The 14,564-nt window shown below is 72.2% G+C and carries 14 protein-coding genes and 1 riboswitch; of the genes, 2 read left to right on the top strand and 12 right to left on the bottom strand.

Translation table 11 applies throughout. The features are described from left to right. Positions 1 to 71: 71 nt before the first annotated feature. From C4U03_RS42565 to C4U03_RS23940, 7 genes are all read right to left on the bottom strand, one after another. A complete protein-coding gene (locus C4U03_RS42565; RefSeq protein WP_268817530.1) occupies positions 72 to 197 on the bottom strand; it encodes a hypothetical protein in 126 nt (41 codons plus the stop codon). Positions 198 to 216: 19 nt separating this feature from the next. Further along, complete coding sequence (locus tag C4U03_RS23960) at positions 217 to 648, bottom strand: nuclear transport factor 2 family protein (RefSeq protein ID WP_103940243.1); 432 nt, start codon at positions 646 to 648, stop codon at positions 217 to 219. Between the two features lie 135 nt (positions 649 to 783). Continuing rightward, positions 784 to 1,971 carry an elongation factor Tu gene (tuf, locus tag C4U03_RS23955; RefSeq protein ID WP_103940241.1) on the bottom strand — a complete coding sequence of 396 codons (1,188 nt, stop codon included), beginning with the start codon at positions 1,969 to 1,971 and terminating at the stop codon, positions 784 to 786. A 108-nt stretch (positions 1,972 to 2,079) separates the two neighbouring features. Next, complete coding sequence (locus C4U03_RS42560; RefSeq protein ID WP_268817529.1) at positions 2,080 to 2,202, bottom strand: hypothetical protein; 123 nt, start codon at positions 2,200 to 2,202, stop codon at positions 2,080 to 2,082. A gap of 246 nt (positions 2,203 to 2,448) precedes the next feature. Continuing rightward, a complete protein-coding gene (locus C4U03_RS40565; protein WP_160147078.1) occupies positions 2,449 to 2,973 on the bottom strand; it encodes a hypothetical protein in 525 nt (174 codons plus the stop codon). Positions 2,974 to 3,325: 352 nt separating this feature from the next. Further along, complete coding sequence (locus tag C4U03_RS23945; RefSeq protein ID WP_160147077.1) at positions 3,326 to 4,624, bottom strand: MFS transporter; 1,299 nt, start codon at positions 4,622 to 4,624, stop codon at positions 3,326 to 3,328. A gap of 100 nt (positions 4,625 to 4,724) precedes the next feature. Further along, positions 4,725 to 6,551 carry a serine/threonine-protein kinase gene (locus C4U03_RS23940; RefSeq protein ID WP_160147076.1) on the bottom strand — a complete coding sequence of 609 codons (1,827 nt, stop codon included), beginning with the start codon at positions 6,549 to 6,551 and terminating at the stop codon, positions 4,725 to 4,727. Between the two features lie 121 nt (positions 6,552 to 6,672). On the opposite strand from C4U03_RS23940, the gene C4U03_RS23935 reads away from it, so the two are divergent. Next, on the top strand, positions 6,673 to 7,908 hold the full coding sequence (locus tag C4U03_RS23935) for an arginine deiminase (protein WP_103940455.1): 1,236 nt from the start codon (positions 6,673 to 6,675) through the stop codon (positions 7,906 to 7,908). A gap of 204 nt (positions 7,909 to 8,112) precedes the next feature. On the opposite strand, the gene C4U03_RS23930 is transcribed toward C4U03_RS23935, so the two are convergent. The 4 genes from C4U03_RS23930 to C4U03_RS23915 all read right to left on the bottom strand — a co-directional run bounded on the left by C4U03_RS23930 (position 8,113) and on the right by C4U03_RS23915 (position 12,957). Continuing rightward, positions 8,113 to 8,631, bottom strand: a complete 519-nt coding sequence (locus C4U03_RS23930) for an ATP-binding protein (RefSeq protein WP_103940235.1) — start codon at positions 8,629 to 8,631, stop codon at positions 8,113 to 8,115. Between the two features lie 291 nt (positions 8,632 to 8,922). Then, positions 8,923 to 10,779 carry a PAS domain-containing sensor histidine kinase gene (locus tag C4U03_RS23925; RefSeq protein WP_103940233.1) on the bottom strand — a complete coding sequence of 619 codons (1,857 nt, stop codon included), beginning with the start codon at positions 10,777 to 10,779 and terminating at the stop codon, positions 8,923 to 8,925. A gap of 285 nt (positions 10,780 to 11,064) precedes the next feature. After that, on the bottom strand, positions 11,065 to 12,444 hold the full coding sequence (locus tag C4U03_RS23920; RefSeq protein WP_235018078.1) for a purine-cytosine permease family protein: 1,380 nt from the start codon (positions 12,442 to 12,444) through the stop codon (positions 11,065 to 11,067). Further along, positions 12,436 to 12,550: riboswitch (TPP riboswitch) on the bottom strand. Its footprint overlaps the gene before it by 9 nt. 71 nt (positions 12,551 to 12,621) lie before the next feature. Then, complete coding sequence (locus C4U03_RS23915) at positions 12,622 to 12,957, bottom strand: rhodanese-like domain-containing protein (protein WP_103940451.1); 336 nt, start codon at positions 12,955 to 12,957, stop codon at positions 12,622 to 12,624. Between the two features lie 45 nt (positions 12,958 to 13,002). Here C4U03_RS23915 and C4U03_RS23910 point away from each other — a divergent pair, with 45 nt between their 5' ends. After that, positions 13,003 to 13,440 carry an SSI family serine proteinase inhibitor gene (locus C4U03_RS23910; protein WP_103940231.1) on the top strand — a complete coding sequence of 146 codons (438 nt, stop codon included), beginning with the start codon at positions 13,003 to 13,005 and terminating at the stop codon, positions 13,438 to 13,440. A gap of 42 nt (positions 13,441 to 13,482) precedes the next feature. Here C4U03_RS23910 and C4U03_RS23905 read toward each other — a convergent pair whose 3' ends face one another. Continuing rightward, positions 13,483 to 14,340, bottom strand: a complete 858-nt coding sequence (locus C4U03_RS23905) for an Fpg/Nei family DNA glycosylase (RefSeq protein WP_103940229.1) — start codon at positions 14,338 to 14,340, stop codon at positions 13,483 to 13,485. Between the last annotated feature and the right edge of the window lie 224 nt (positions 14,341 to 14,564).

Here is a 14,564-nt window from a genome sequence, read left to right as displayed (position 1 = left end):
CTCGGCGAGGGGCACCGGTCCCACAAGGGACCGGTGTCCTAGAGCGCGCCCCGGGCGGCGCGGGACTCCAGTTAGTGGCGTTCGGGGATGCTGAGGGTGCGGCGGACGGCCAGTTCGTCCTGGGCGCGCGCCGCCCGCCCGTCGCCCGCCATGTCGAGCAGGTGCGCGCGGACGGCGACCGCGAGACCCTCGGCCATGGTGGGCGGCCGTGTCACCTCACCGGGGACCGGCGGTGAGCGCCTCGGCGATCGTGAGGCTGTCCTCATAGATGTGGTAGCGGCTGATCAGGCCGTTCTCGACCGTCAGATGCAGCGCGACGGGAGAGGCGTACTCCCGTCCCGTGGCCTTGACCGTCTGGACGATCCGGCCGAGCACCACCGCGTCCGCCCCGTCCACGAGAATCCGGTCCACCGTCGTGCCGTTCTTCTCCCGCACGTGAAAGTCGTCCAACTGGCGGAAATGATCGGCGACATCGGCCCTGTTGGAACGGGGCCGGATCCACGGCAGCGCCGGATGGCCCTCGGCCGGCCAGCTCAACCCCCACTCGACCGGCTCGGCGAACATCTCGGCGATCCGTTCCGGCTCCCCCGCGCCGATCCGGTCCAGCAGTTCCTCGACGGTCCGACGGGTGTGCTGTTCGGTGGTCATCGGCGTCCTCTCTCAGCGGCTTCGACTCACCGGTAGTCTTCCGGGCGCCCCAAGGCGAGGCGATTACCCGAGAGGTAACCACTCGTCCGCAGGCAGGCCCGGCGCGGAAGGTACGCCGGGCCTGCGTTCGAACGGTCAGTCGAGCAGGGCGGTGACGGTGCCGGCGCCGACGGTGCGGCCGCCCTCGCGGATGGCGAAGCCGAGGCCCTCGGCCATGGCGACCGGCTTGCCGAGGTCGACCGTCATCTCGACGGAGTCGCCCGGCAGCGCCATGGCGCCCTCGCCGCCCAGGTCCACCCCGCCGACCACGTCGGTGGTGCGGAAGTGGAACTGGGGCCGGTAGCCGTGGAAGAACGGCCGGCTGCGGCCGCCCTCCTCGGCGGTCAGCACCCGGACCCGGGCACGGAACCTCAGGTGGGGACGGATCGCGCCGGGGGCGCTGACCACCTGGCCGCGCTGCACCTGCTCACGGCGGACGCCGCGCAGCAGCATCGCGGTGTTGTCCCCGGCCTCGGCGTGGTCCATCGCCTGGCCGAAGGTCTCCAGCCCGGTGGCCACCGTGGACAGGGTCTGCTCGGCCAGCCCGACCACCTCGACCGGCTCGCCGACGCGCAGCGAGCCCTGGGCGACCACGCCGGTGACCACGGTGCCGCGGCCGGTGATGGTCAGCACGTTCTCGATCGGCATCAGGAACGGCCGGTCCAGGATGCGCGGCGGCACCGGCACGTAGGCGTCGATCGCGTCCAGCAGGTCGCCGATCCGCGCCGCCCAGTACGGGTCGCCCTCCAGGGCGCGCAGGCCCGACACCCGCACGACCGGGATCTCCTCGCCGGGGAACCCGTACTCGGTCAGCAGCTCGCGCACCTCCAGCTCGACCAGGTCGAGCAGCTCGGGGTCGGTCACCGCGTCCGCCTTGTTGAGGGCGACCACGATGTGCCGGACGCCGACCTGGCGGGCCAGCACGATGTGCTCGCGGGTCTGCGGCATCGCGCCGTCCTGCGCGGAGACCACCAGCACCGCCCCGTCGATCTGGGCCGCACCGGTGATCATGTTCTTCACGTAGTCGGCGTGGCCGGGCATGTCGATATGGGCGTAGTGCCTGGTGGCGGTCTCGTAGTGGACGTGCGCGACGTTGATGGTGATGCCGCGGTCGCGCTCCTCGGGGGCTCGGTCGATGCCCTCGAACGGCACGGCCCCGGCCAGCCCCCGGTCGGCGAGCACCTTGGTGATCGCGGCGGTGAGGGTGGTCTTGCCGTGGTCGACGTGCCCCATCGTGCCGATGTTGAGGTGGGGCTTGCCGCGTTCGTACAGCTTCTTGGCCATGAGTCGGATGTCCTCACGTGGAAGGGGGACGTGAGAACCGGGCGGGTCATGCCCCGCCGGTGTGACCACCCTCCTCCGGTGGTTCTCGAAGGACGGCTCGGAGGAGGGTCAGCGTCGCAGGCCGTCGTACGAGGCCAGGGCCGAGAACAGGGCCGAGGTGGGGAAGGCGGCCGACACCGCGCTCAGCGGACCGAGGTCCGCGAGCGGGCGGGTGCCGGCCGCGAAGAACATGCCGGGATCGTACGTGCGGCACCGGCCCGTGGTCGAACGATTTTCCGATGGGTGGCCAACCGGCGTGAAACCCCTGGTGACATGGGCGGCGCTCTTATGGCGGCCCCGCCCCACCAGGGGCTTCACTGCTTTCAGACAGTGACGGCGAATCAGCTCGGATACTCCGGCCGCACCTCCTTCGGCCGGAATTCCTCGGTGACCTCCGTCGGAATCACCCGAGGCTACCGGAGCCCCGTCAAGCGACCTTTAGTCGTCGTCGTCACCCCAGCCGCCGTCGTCGCCGAAGCCGCCGTCCCAGTCACCGAAGCCGTCACCGAAGCCGTGGTGGTGGCGGCGGTGGTGGTGGTGACCGAAGTGGTGGCGGGTGTTGTGGTGGTGACCGAAGTGGTGGCGGTTGTGGTGGTGGTGACCGAAGTGCTGCAGGTTGTGGTGACGGGTGTGGTTGTCGTTCCGGTTGATGTTCAGGTTCTTGTTGATGTTCTTGTTCTTGCTGTGAACGTGCACGTGGATGACCTGGCGCCCGTGCCGGACCACATGCCGGCGGTGGCACTTGCGGCACTGGACCGCCCGAACGTGCACGTGCCTGACCACGGGCCTGTGCACGGGCCTGCGCGCGGGCACGCCCGCCTTCGGCACGCCTCCGCCCGGCACGCCGGCGACGGATGCGACGCTGGCGGAGGCGCTCTCCATCGCCAGGGCGGGCGGCACCGCCAGCAGAGCGCCACCGAGAACGGCGGACGCGAAGCCGACCGTAGTCAGTCGTTTCACCATCTGAGCCCCCTATGTTCATTGCCGGGAGTGCTGCGTCCGATTGGTGCAGCACTTCAGGAATAACACGCTTACCGGCGACTACCGCAATCGGCGAAAGGTAAAAACCAGACCAGTTGGCAATTTCATTGCCGCTCACCACGCCAGACAATGTGGAGCAATCGGACAATACGCTCATTTCGACAATGGCTGGAGCTCCACTCTCCGGCGATCTCACCACTTCGATCCGGCAATGCCCTTGCCCGTCCAGAACACCCGGTTAATGCGATATTTACCGCCACGTACGCCGTGCAGCCCGGCGTCGCTCACCCGCAGGGCGGCCCGATCACGGCATGAACCGTCCCGCAACGTGCGGTCATGCCGTTCCGCCCGCCCCCGACCGCCTCCGGAAGATGAGCAGCAGGGTGCCGAGGACCGCTCCGAGCAGCTGAAGGGCGGCCATGCCCAGCAGCAGGCCGGTCGCGCCGACCTGGCCCGCCAGCACGCCGGTCAGCGCGGCGCCCAGCGCCGCCGACCCGATCTTGAGGCTGCCACCGGTGGTGTTGACCTGCCCCAGCCGGTCGGCGGGGGCCTCGCGCTGCCGGACCGTCAACGTGGCGGCGAACACCGGGCCGTCGCAGATCCCGGCGATGACGAACCCGGCCAGCGCCCACGGCAGACTCGGCGCCCAGGCGATCGCGGCCAGCGCCGTCCCGAACGCCACCATGCCACCCACCAGCACCCACTCGGCCCACCGCGCCGACAGCCAGCGCGCCGCCGCCAGCGACCCGATCAGCGAGCCCACCGCGAACGCGGCGATCAGTTGCCCGCCGGCGCTGGCGCGCTCCCCGATGTGCTCGGCGAACAGCACGGCGGTGACCGCGATCCCGCCCATCCCCAGGAACGCCATGGTCGTCGCGACGGTGACGGCCCGCAGCGTCCGGTTGGCCACCAGGACGACCAGGCCCCCGGTGATCACGTCGAACACCGGCGCCCGGCCGGAGCCGGGCCGCTCCACGCCCGCCGCCCGTACGGGCGGATCACCGTCGAGCGGATCGTCGTCGGGCAGGGCGGGGCCGGGATGCGCGGCGTCCGGGACGGCGTCCGGTGGCGGAACGGCCAGCAGAGGGAGCAGCAGCAGCCCCAGAACGGCGCTGCCGACGACGGCGGCCCCGGCGTAGCCCGCCCCGGCCGCCGCCAGGACGGCCGCCAGCCCCGGCCCCGCGATGGCCGCCACGTTGTAGGTGGCCGCCTCCAGCCCGTACGCCCAGGTCAGCCGGCCGGGCGGGACAAAGCGGGGCAGCAGGCCGGTGAGCGCGACCACGATCGGCTCGGCACAGCCCACGACGGCGGCGACCAGCAGCGCGATCAGCATCGGCACCCGTCCGGCCGCCGCCAGCAGCAGACCGGCGGCCAGCACGTAGCAGGCCGCCATCGTCAGGACGAGGGAGCGCGGACGCGGCGTCCGGTCGAGCGCGTGTCCGGCCACCGGGCCCACCAGCACGTACGGCAGCATCATGGCGGTCTGCAGGAACCCTGCCGTCGCGGCCTGCCCCGTCCGCGCCTGGACGATCAGCACCAGCGCGGTGCCGAGCCCCTCGGCCGACACCCGCAGCAACGTGGCCGCGCCGAGGTGCACCGTGTGAGCGGTGGGACGGCCGCCCCGGGGCTTCATGCCCATACGGGTGGTTCAGGGGAGCTCCGCATGGTACGGACGAGCATAGACCGGCTCGTGGTGATCGTCTTCCGGGCGGTCTCCACGAGCACCGTCAGCGTCAACTCCGTGCGGTCGCGCCCTGGATGATCTCGGGGCGCAGGACGCCGCGCAGTTGGTCGTACCGCAGCAGGGTCGCGTCGGAGTTCCGGTTGCAGGCCATGCTGTAGCCGAGGGCCCAGTGCGGCGGGACGAACTCGGCACCCCGCGCGGTCAGAAACATCCGCAGACCGCCTTCGGTGATGTGCTTGGGCAGCAGGTAGCGGCCTTCGCCGTAGGACGAGTCGCTCCGCCGCCACGGCGGCTCGGAGTCCTTGCACAGTGAGCCGCCCTCGAACGCGTTGCGTTCCAGCAGCAACGTCAGGCTCTTGGCCCCTTCCAGGGTCGCCGTCCGCGCCGTGAGCATGTCCGCGGTGGTGACCTCGCGGCCGGTGCCGAGGTCCACGGTGACGTACAGCGGATACACGGTGTTCCGCTGGCCGCCCCGGACGTCGTAGCGGACCGACATCAGCCGTGGCCCGGCGACCCCCACCCGATAGGTGGCCGACGGGTGGTACTGCTCCGCCGAGCCGTCGGGTCCCTCGAAGGAGCCGATGTCGGTGTGCACGTCGTTCACCCATGTGTCGACGGGGGCGCGCAGCGCCTTGTTGGCGGCGGCCTCGATGGCGGACGTCCGCAGGCCCGTCACGCGCGGGTAGCGCACCGAGACGCTCAGCGCGGGCCGCGTCAGCTCCCGGGTGTAGGAGGCGGGACTGACCGCGACGCGCACCGGGGCCGTACGCTGCGGCTCGTCGTTCCTGTTCACCGCGTACACACCGGCTCCGCCGGCGGCGACCACCGCGGCCGTGGCGACCGCTACCGCCGCCTTCGCGCCGGTCACGACGGCGAGCCCGCCACCGGCCGCCACACCACCCGCGCCCGCCGCGCCGCCTGCCGCACCGGCCGCACCCGCCGCACCGGCCGTTCCCACGGCACCGCCCGCGCCCGCCGCGACCGCGCCGGCCGGGGCGAGGCCCGCCGCCACCAGCGGGAAGAGCGCCGCGAGCGCGGTGGCCGCCCCGGCGGCGATCCGCAGCCCGCGCTGTTCCCAGTCGGTGCCGTAGGCGGTGCGGGCCGCCCGTTCCAGCTCGGCCGCGAACTCGGCCGCGCTCCCCGGGCGGTCCGCGGCGTCCTTGGCCATGCCCTGCTCCACCAGCGGACGCAGCGGCTCGGGCACCAGGCCGGCGGGCGGCGGCTCGGTCAGGTGCAGCCGTCTGAGCGTCCCCAGGTCACCGCCCGTGAACGGCCGCCGTCCCGCGACGCACTCCACGAACACGCACGTCGCCGCGTACACATCGGTGGCGGGTGAGGCGGGCTCGCCGTGCCACTGCTCGGGCGCCATGTAGGCGGGTGTCCCGGACCGCCCGCCGTCACCGGCCGGCCCGGCGATCCCGAAGTCGATCAGCTTGCTGAGGCCGTCCGCCCGTACGACCACGTTGGCGGGCTTGTAGTCGCGGTGCACCACGCCGGCCGAGTGCGCGGCGGCCAGGCCCAGCAGCGAGCCCTTGAGCACGGTCAGCGCCGCCTCCGGTGCCAGCGCCCCGTGCTCGGCCAGGATCTCGCGCAGCGACACCCCGTTCACGGCCTCCATCACCAGCGCCGCGCCGTGCTCGCCGCTGACGAACCGGTACAGCCGGACGACGTGCGGGTCCCGGACCCGGCCCAGCATGACGGCCTCTTCCCGCAACCGGGCGACGGCCCGCTCGTCACCGTCGCGGCGGTTCAGGTACTTGATCGCGACGGGCGTCCCGGCGGTGTCGTGCCGGGCCAGCACGACCCGCCCGTGCGCGCCCGCCCCCAGCTCCCGAATCTCGGTGAAGCCCTCGACCCGCCAGACCGTCCCGCTCACCGGCCCGTCCGTTCCCTGCGCATGTCTTGATCTTGCCCCTGCCGGCGGGCGGGTGGCGCCCTGCTGACCGCCCTCGGCCAGGACGCGCCCGCACCGGGACATGATCGCCCGCGGAAGGGGCATGGTCGGAGCGTTTGGTACAGACGGGCATAGGCTGGTCAAGGTGACGCATAAGTACCGTGTCGATAGTGAGGTCGGCAGGCTCCGTACCGTGCTGATGCATCGGCCGGGTGACGAGCTGAAACGTCTCACCCCGCGCAACAACGACAAGCTGTTGTTCGACGGCATCCCCTGGGTGGGCAGGGCGCAGGAGGAGCACGACGCCTTCGCGCAGGCGCTGCGCGACCACGGCGTCGAGGTGCTGTACGTGACCGAGCTCCTGCAGGACACCCTGGAGTACGAGGACGCCCGCGATGAGGCCATCGCCGGGGTCGTCGCCGATCCCCGGCTCGGCGACCAGCTGCGCCCCGTCGTGGAGGGCCATCTGCGCGAGCTGGACCCCGAGCGGCTGGCGCACACCCTGATCGCCGGGCTGGCGCACGAGGAGCTCAAGGCCGCGCACGGGCTGGTCTACCGGCTGATGGACCGGCTGGACTTCGTCATCGACCCGCTGCCCAACCTGCTGTTCACCCGGGACTCCAGCGCCTGGATCGGGTCCCGGGTGGCGGTGACCAGCCTGGCGATGCCGGCCCGGCGGCGGGAGACGTCGCTGACCAAGCTGATCTACGGCTTCCACCCGCGGTTCCGCGGGGTCGAGACGGTCTACGGACCGGCGCTGGAGCACGTGGAGGGCGGCGACATCCTGCTACTGGCGCCCGGGGTGATCGCGGTCGGCACCGGGGAGCGCACCACCCCGGCGGGCGTCGAGCGGCTGGCCCGGCAGGTGTTCGCCGCCGGGGTCGCGCACACCGTGCTGGCCGTGCCGATCGCGCAGAAGCGGGCGACCATGCACCTGGACACCGTCTGCACGATGGTCGACGTGGACACGGTGGTGATGTACCCGCCGGTGGCGTACTCGCTGACCGCCTACGTGGTGACCCGGGACAACGGGGATCTGCGGGTGTCGCCGGAGCGCCCGTTCCTGGAGGCCGCCGCCGAGGCGATGGGGGTGGACCGGCTGCGTGTGATCGACACCGGCCTGGACCCGGTGACGGCCGAGCGCGAGCAGTGGGACGACGGCAACAACACCCTGGCGGTGGCGCCGCGCCTGGCGGTCGCCTACGAGCGCAACACCGAGACCAACGCGCAGCTGGAGGCGGCGGGCGTCGAGGTCATCCGGATCAGTGGCAGCGAACTCGGCAGCGGCCGGGGCGGCCCGCGCTGCATGTCCTGCCCGCTCCTGCGCGATCCGGCCTGACCGGGACCGCGCAGGTCCGCATGCGGGTCTGGATGCTCGGGCGGTGTCGACGGGGGCACGACAGCGCCCGAGCTGTGGATGACCATACAGGTCGCCGCATGGATTGGACAGGAATGTGCTTCATCCCACATTCATCTGAGATCAAATGACCGTTCGCGTCACCGCGGGTCGTCACCACGGGGGTACGGAGCGGGCCGGCGGCCGTCAGCTCAGCCGGAAGGAGGGGCTGTTCAGCCGGGACGAGGCCGGCTCCATGACCTCGGCGTCCTCGGCGAGCACGGCGGCGCGGGCCATGCCGGGGGCCGCCGCCGCGCTGGTGGTCGATGCGGTCCGCGGGGCGCTGAGAACGGCCCAGACCGTGGTGCACTCCTCCTCGTGCCGGACCCCCCAGCACCGGGCGAGGGCCTCCACGATGCCCAGGCCCCGCCCGCCCAGTGACGAGAGGGTCGGCCGGCTGCGGCGCGGCTCGGTCATCGCCCCGCCGTCGCTCACCGCGACCTCGACCTCGTCCCCGTTGCGCACCCAGCTCACCCTGATCTGCCCGGACGCCAGCGGCCTGGCGTGCCGGAGGGCGTTGCTCAGCAGTTCGCTGATGATGACGTTGGCGTCGTCGACCACGCCCGCACGGACGCCGTGGGCGAGGAGGTCGGAGCTGAGGCGCCTGCGGGCGACCGCGACGCTGGACGGTGCGTGTGGCAGTAGTACGACGCTCGACGCCCCCACCCCCCTATGCCTGGCCGGACTGGTCTGCGGCTCTCATGTTACGACCGAAATGCCCTGATCGGGATGGCCGGAAACCTGGCGCAAAGGCCCTGCCACCAGCGCAATGAGCGGTCGGCCGTTCCGGCACAGCCAATCACCTCCCAAAGCGGACAGGACCGCAGACGATCCGCATGTGGACCTATCCAGCGCGCGGGCGGATTACTCCTGTCATGGGCGTTTCCTCTGTCACATCCTGGACACACGACACCGTTGCGGGCATGCCGACGAACCGCGGCGGCACGGGCGGTCAGGTCACTCGGCGGCGCGCAGGGTCAGCCGCACGGTGGTGCCGCCGCCCGGACGGGAATGGGCGGACACGTCGCCCCGCTGGGCCTCCGCCAGCCGCCGGACGATGTACAGGCCCAGGCCCATACCGCCGAAACGGCGGCGGTCGCCGGCGTCCCCCTGCACGAAGCGCTCGAAGATCCGCTCATGGTCGCCCGGGGCGATGCCGACCCCCTCGTCCGACACCGTGACCACCAGGTCGCCGCCCTCGGCCCAGGCCCGCACCGACACCGTCCCGCCGTCCGGCGAGTACTTGAACGCGTTCTCCAACACCTGGCCCAGGATGATGTCGGTCGCCATCCGGTCCCCGCCCACCTGCGGCAGGTCCGGGGCCACCTCCAGCTCCACCCGGTGCAGCTCCGACAGCGAGCGGAAGCCCGCCACCGCCGCCTCCAGCAGCCGACCAAGGTCGAAGCGCTCGATCGTCACCTTCAGCTCGTCGGCCCCGGCCCGCGAGCCCAGCAGCAGATGCTCCACCAGCCGGCCCAGCGCCCGCGCCCGCTCGGCGATCGTCTCCACCGCCGCGCGCCGCTCGGCGTCGCCCAGCTTGTCCCAGCGGTTGACCAGCGTGCTGGCGAAACCCTGCACCACCGTGATCGGGGTACGCAGCTCGTGGCCGGCGGTGGCCAGGAACAGGTCTTTGGCCGCCTCCAGGTCCTTGGCCTCGGTGACGTCCCGGATGTCGACCACCAGCTCGCCGGTCTCCTCGACCTCGGCGCACAGCAGGTTCAGCCAGGTCCCCGACTCCAGCCGCAGGGTGAGCGGGCTGCCGGGCGCGGGCACCTCGAACGGCGGCGGGCGGCCGATCACCTCCTCGGCGGGCACCCCGGTCAGCCGGCCGGCGGACGGGTTCCACTGCCGGACGATCCCGGAGCGGTCCAGCACCACGATGCCGTCCGCGCTGGAGTCGATGACCGCGCGTTCGTGGGCCCGCTGCCGGACCGCGTCGGCGTAGGCCATCGCGTTACCGACGGCCACCCCGGCATGCCCGGCCAGCAGCTCCAGCAGCTCCAGCTCGACGTGCCCCACCCTGCCGCCGGAGAACAACGCGTACAGCGCCCCGTACGGCCGGTTCTGCAGGTACGACAGGCCCAGCGCGATCGTGTGCAGCCCCGGCAGCTGGGACCAGATCAGGTCGCCCAGCCGCCGCTCCCCGCCGGCCATCATCACCGTCTTGCCCGAGCGCAGCAGCTCGCCGACCAGGCTGGGGCCCAGCTCGGCGACCGCGCCGTGCATGTGCTCCGGCAGCCCGTGCATACTGACCAGCTCCAGCGCGTCGTCCTTGATCTGCACGAAGCCACCCGCGTCGGCCCCGGTCAGCTCGACCAGCGCGGTGGTGATGCGGTCCAGGACGGTCGCCAGGTCCAGTTCGGCGCCCAGGTCGGCGACCACGTCGTTGAGCCGGCGCACCAGCCGGGCGCGCTCGGCCATGTGGTGCCGGGTCACGTCCGCCTCGTCCACCGGGTGGTAGACGGCCACCCAGCCGAGTAGCCGGCCGTCGGCGTCGTGCAGCGCGCTGGTGTCGATGCGCACGTCGATCAACTGCCCGTCGCGGCGGAACCGCCGGGTCGCGATCGAGATCTGGCCGCCCTCGCGGACCCGCTCCTGCACCGCGTTGCGCTCGGCCTTCAGCTCGTCGGGGACGATCGTCGGCACCTGGCCGAGCACCTCGGCGGCCGGCCAGCCGAACATCCGCTCGGCGGCCGGGTTCCACAGCGTCACCCGGTCCTGCGCGTCCACGGCGACGATCGCGTCCGCCGCGCACTCGATGACCGCGCGGGTGATCGCGTCCTGGCCGTCTCGGTCCTGCCCCACGTCTGTCATCGTGCCACCGGACCTGCCACCGTGCCGGTGGAAGCCCCCAGGAAAGACGTCATGACGGCGTCGGCGCTGAGGAAAGATTCCCACGTCAGCGACCTGGTGACTGCAGGAACGCCACCCTGGGCGCCCCTGGGCCGCCCCCGCCGGGCACCGTCCGAGCCCGGCGCCGCCGCCCAGCCCCGGCCGGCCGCACGAGTGCCGTACCGCACGTCCCACCCCGCTCCCGAACGGTGAAATCGCCGCACTCTACCGAGCCGGGTGCGGCCTGCCACCAGGCGGGGCTCGACCTCAGCCCACCGTGCCCCGCCCCGGCCGCAGCCGGCCGATGACGCCGGCGGCCAGCCCTGCGACCAGGAACGACAGCAGCGAGGCGCTCATCCAGGTCTGCGGGGCGAAGCCGAGCGCGTCCCGCAGATCCGTCCACCACGCCGACCAGCCGGCCACCGTCCCCGGATTGATCAGCTGGTACGCCACGAAGCCCAGCGCCCACGCGGCGATCATCCCCCACCGGGGCGGGGCCGCCGCCGACAGGTCCCAGCCCCGCCGTCCCCGGCCCAGGAAGAAGTCGACCGCCAGCACCCCCAGCATGGGCACGAACAACGAACCGATCAGCGACAGGAAACCGGCGTAGTCCCCCATGTCCAGCACCAGCGCCAGCCCAGTGATCATCGCGCCCAGCAGCACCGCCAGCACCCGGCGGTCGGCCCGGGGCACGATGTTCTGGATCGATACCGCCGTGGAGTACACGTTGGCGAACGACTGGTCGGCCTCCCGCAGCACGAATACCGCGAAGAACCACGCCCCCAGCGTCACCCCGAGGAACGGCGAGTAGACCTCCGCCGAGTTCCCCGCCACCAGCGCCAGCGCCAGCAGCCCCAGGACGTAGGCGACGATCTGCGTCACCGCGTAGGCGACCGTCGCCGCCCCGAACGCGCCCCGCGCGCTGCGGGCGTGCCGAGTGTAGTCGGCGGCCAGCGGCACCCACGAGATCGACACCGCCAGCGCCGCGTCCGCCCCGACCCAGAACAGGCTCCAGGACGCCGCGTCGCTCCCCGACCCCGGCACCAGCCCCAGGTCCGGCAGCGGCTCGCGCAGCAACTGGACGTAGAAGTAGACCAGCGCCACCATCACGGCGGCGGTCACGTACCGGCGCAGCAGCCGCACCGATCCCAACGGCCAGATCGCCAGCACTGTGGTCAGCAGCCCGGCCGCCACCGCGTACGCCCAGCGCGGCACCCCGTCGTACAACTGCCGCGCCGCGTCCGCGATCACGATCAGCTCGAACGTCCCCCAGCCGATGAGCTGGACGATGTTGAGCGCGGTCGGCACGTACGACAGCCGCGCGCCGAACAGGCCGCGCAGCAGCACCATGGCGGGCCGCCCGGTGCGCGCGCCGGGCACCGCGGCCAGGCCGAGCATCAGCCCGCCCAGCACGGTGCCCACAACCATCGCGGCGATGCCCGCGGTGACCGGCAGCCGCGCCGCCCCGTCCTCGTCGGGCGCCAGCACGGTGTACGCGCCGGAGAAGGCGAACAGGCTGACCCCGAGGTTGGCCCAGAAGGCGCTCTGGTCCCAGAAGCCGAGCACCTTCGGGGCCGGCTCGTCGAGGGTGTACGGAGCCTCGTCACGAGGCGCGGCCTCCCTGGAGGCACGCAGGACCGACTTCACGCGGCACGCTCCCTACGCCGGCATTACCCGGACAGGTTCATGCGGTCGGCGACGCCGTCCTGTCGCCCTCTCAGCCCGGTAGGCCCGAGCTCCCGCGGTGATTCAGTTAGGTCGGCCAGATCGTACAACCCGCATGAAACCGCCGTACAGCCCCCCGGCCGGGTTCACCCCGCCGTGTCAGGCGACGTACGGTCCGGGGCCGGACTCGGCGACCATGGGGCGGCCGGCGCCGGCCCACTCCTGCATTCCGCCGTCGACGTTCCTGGCCGTCCAGCCCGCGTTGTTGAGCGCCACCGTCACCTGGGCCGAGCGCACCCCCGACCGGCAGATCACGTAGACCTCCCGGTCCTGGGGGATCTCCCCGGCCCGGTCGCCCAACTGCCCCATCGGAATGTGCACGGCGGCCGGCGCATGACCGGCGTCCCACTCGTCCTGCTCGCGGACGTCGAGCAGATAGGCGTCCTGCGGCACGTCCGCAACCTTGGCGGACGGCACGTCCTCCCCGAAAAACATCACGCCCCCATGGAACCCCGCCGGACCCCCGTGCGTCGAATCCTCATGCCGTACCGTACGCCACTCATCACCACGGCCGGTCTCGCCTGCCTGGCCGTCATCGCGCTGGCCGGCTGCGGCTCCGAGGACAACGGCGGCGGTTCCCCGTCCGGCACGCTGTCCCCGGCGGCCCAGACCCGGCTGACCGTCGAGGTCCGGCCCTCCCCCCAGGGCACGCCCAAGACGTGGACGCTCACCTGCGACCCGCCCGGCGGCACGCACCCGCGGGCCGCCGCCGCCTGCCAGGCCCTCGCCAAGGCCAAGGACCCGTTCAAGCCCGTCCCCAAGGACGCCATCTGCACCGAGATCTACGGGGGTGACCAGGTCGCCACCGTCACCGGCACCTGGCGCGGCACCCCGGTGAACGCCCGGTTCACCCGCCTCAACGGCTGCGAGATCGACCGCTGGGAGAAGGTCGCGCCGCTCTTCGGCGACCCGGCCTGACCCGGCCGGGTCACTCGACTCGCTTGTCTCGCTTGTCACCTGTTACTTGAGCAGGCGAGACATGCGGCGGTCGGCCAGGGGGTTGCCGCCGGTCTGGCAGGTGGGGCAGTACTGCAGGGCGCCGTCGGCGAAGGACACCTCGCGGATGGTGTCGCCGCAGACCGGGCACTCCTGGCCGGTGCGGCCGTGGACGCGCAGGCCGGTCCTTTCCTCGGCCCCTGGCTCGGCGGTGCTCGCCGAGCGTTCCACGGCCTCACGCAGAGTCCCGACGATGGCCTCGTGGAGGGTCTCGATCTCCTCGTCGGTAAGGGCGGCGGCGAGCTTGAAGGGGGACGTCCGGGCGGTGTGCAGGATCTCGTCGGAGTAGGCGTCGCCGATTCCGGCGATCGTCGTCTGGTCGCGGAGCAGGCCCTTGATCTGGGTGCGGCGGCCGGTCACGATGCCGCGCAGGGTCTGCGGGGTGAACGAGGGGTCCAGCGGATCGGGGCCGAGCGCGGTGATCCCCGGCACCTCGGCGGGGTCGCGGACGACGTGGACGGCCAGGCCCTTCCTGGTGCCGGTCTCGGTCAGGTCGAAGCCGGAGCCGTCGTCGAGGTGGACGCGCACCGCCAGCGGATTCCTGCCGCCAGGGCGGGCGGGCCGGGCCGGGACCCGATCCTGCCAACGCAGCCGGCCCGCGTGGGCGAGGTGCGCGACGAGGTGGACGCCGTCGACGTCCACGTCCAGGAACGTGCCGTGCCGGGCGACCCCGGTGACGGTCAGGCCCTGGAGTGCGGTGACCGGCGGGTCGTAGGTCTTGAGCGCGGAGATCGCGACGACGTCCACACGGGCGACGGCACGGCCGACGGCGCGCTCGCGCAGGAACGACGCCAGCGCCTCGACCTCGGGCAGCTCGGGCATGCTTCAAGTATCGGCACGGAGTCGGTGTGTGAGCGGCACACCCGATGTCCACATGCCTGTGGATCACTGTGGACAGTCCTGTGGATAACGTGGGGAGAGGCCGGATTCCCGGGGATCCCGAGCTGTATACCGGCATGAACTCGGACATACCTCTGACCCGTCGTGGAACACGGCATCCCATGACCCTGTGGATAACTTCTTCGCAACGGCTCGCCCAAACCGCC

Origin of the sequence: Thermomonospora echinospora (assembly GCF_900108175.1) — a bacterium.
Classification (GTDB): Bacteria; Actinomycetota; Actinomycetes; order Streptosporangiales; family Streptosporangiaceae; genus Thermomonospora; species Thermomonospora echinospora.
Note: the sequence above shows the minus strand (reverse complement) of the source record. Positions and strands in the feature narration are given on the sequence as shown.

What these genes read in the sequence shown, in the direction of transcription:
- C4U03_RS42565 (WP_268817530.1), bottom strand. Translation starts at nt 197, where the DNA reads ATGGCCGAGGGTCTCGCGGTCGCCGTCCGCGCGCACCTGCTCGACATG.
- C4U03_RS23960 (WP_103940243.1), bottom strand. Translation starts at nt 648, where the DNA reads ATGACCACCGAACAGCACACCCGTCGGACCGTCGAGGAACTGCTGGAC.
- tuf (WP_103940241.1), bottom strand. Translation starts at nt 1,971, where the DNA reads ATGGCCAAGAAGCTGTACGAACGCGGCAAGCCCCACCTCAACATCGGC.
- C4U03_RS42560 (WP_268817529.1), bottom strand. Translation starts at nt 2,202, where the DNA reads ATGTTCTTCGCGGCCGGCACCCGCCCGCTCGCGGACCTCGGTCCGCTG.
- C4U03_RS40565 (WP_160147078.1), bottom strand. Translation starts at nt 2,973, where the DNA reads ATGGTGAAACGACTGACTACGGTCGGCTTCGCGTCCGCCGTTCTCGGT.
- C4U03_RS23945 (WP_160147077.1), bottom strand. Translation starts at nt 4,624, where the DNA reads ATGAAGCCCCGGGGCGGCCGTCCCACCGCTCACACGGTGCACCTCGGC.
- C4U03_RS23935 (WP_103940455.1), top strand. Translation starts at nt 6,673, where the DNA reads ATGGTCGGAGCGTTTGGTACAGACGGGCATAGGCTGGTCAAGGTGACG.
- C4U03_RS23925 (WP_103940233.1), bottom strand. Translation starts at nt 10,779, where the DNA reads ATGACAGACGTGGGGCAGGACCGAGACGGCCAGGACGCGATCACCCGC.
- C4U03_RS23915 (WP_103940451.1), bottom strand. Translation starts at nt 12,957, where the DNA reads ATGTTTTTCGGGGAGGACGTGCCGTCCGCCAAGGTTGCGGACGTGCCG.
- C4U03_RS23910 (WP_103940231.1), top strand. Translation starts at nt 13,003, where the DNA reads ATGCCGTACCGTACGCCACTCATCACCACGGCCGGTCTCGCCTGCCTG.
- C4U03_RS23905 (WP_103940229.1), bottom strand. Translation starts at nt 14,340, where the DNA reads ATGCCCGAGCTGCCCGAGGTCGAGGCGCTGGCGTCGTTCCTGCGCGAG.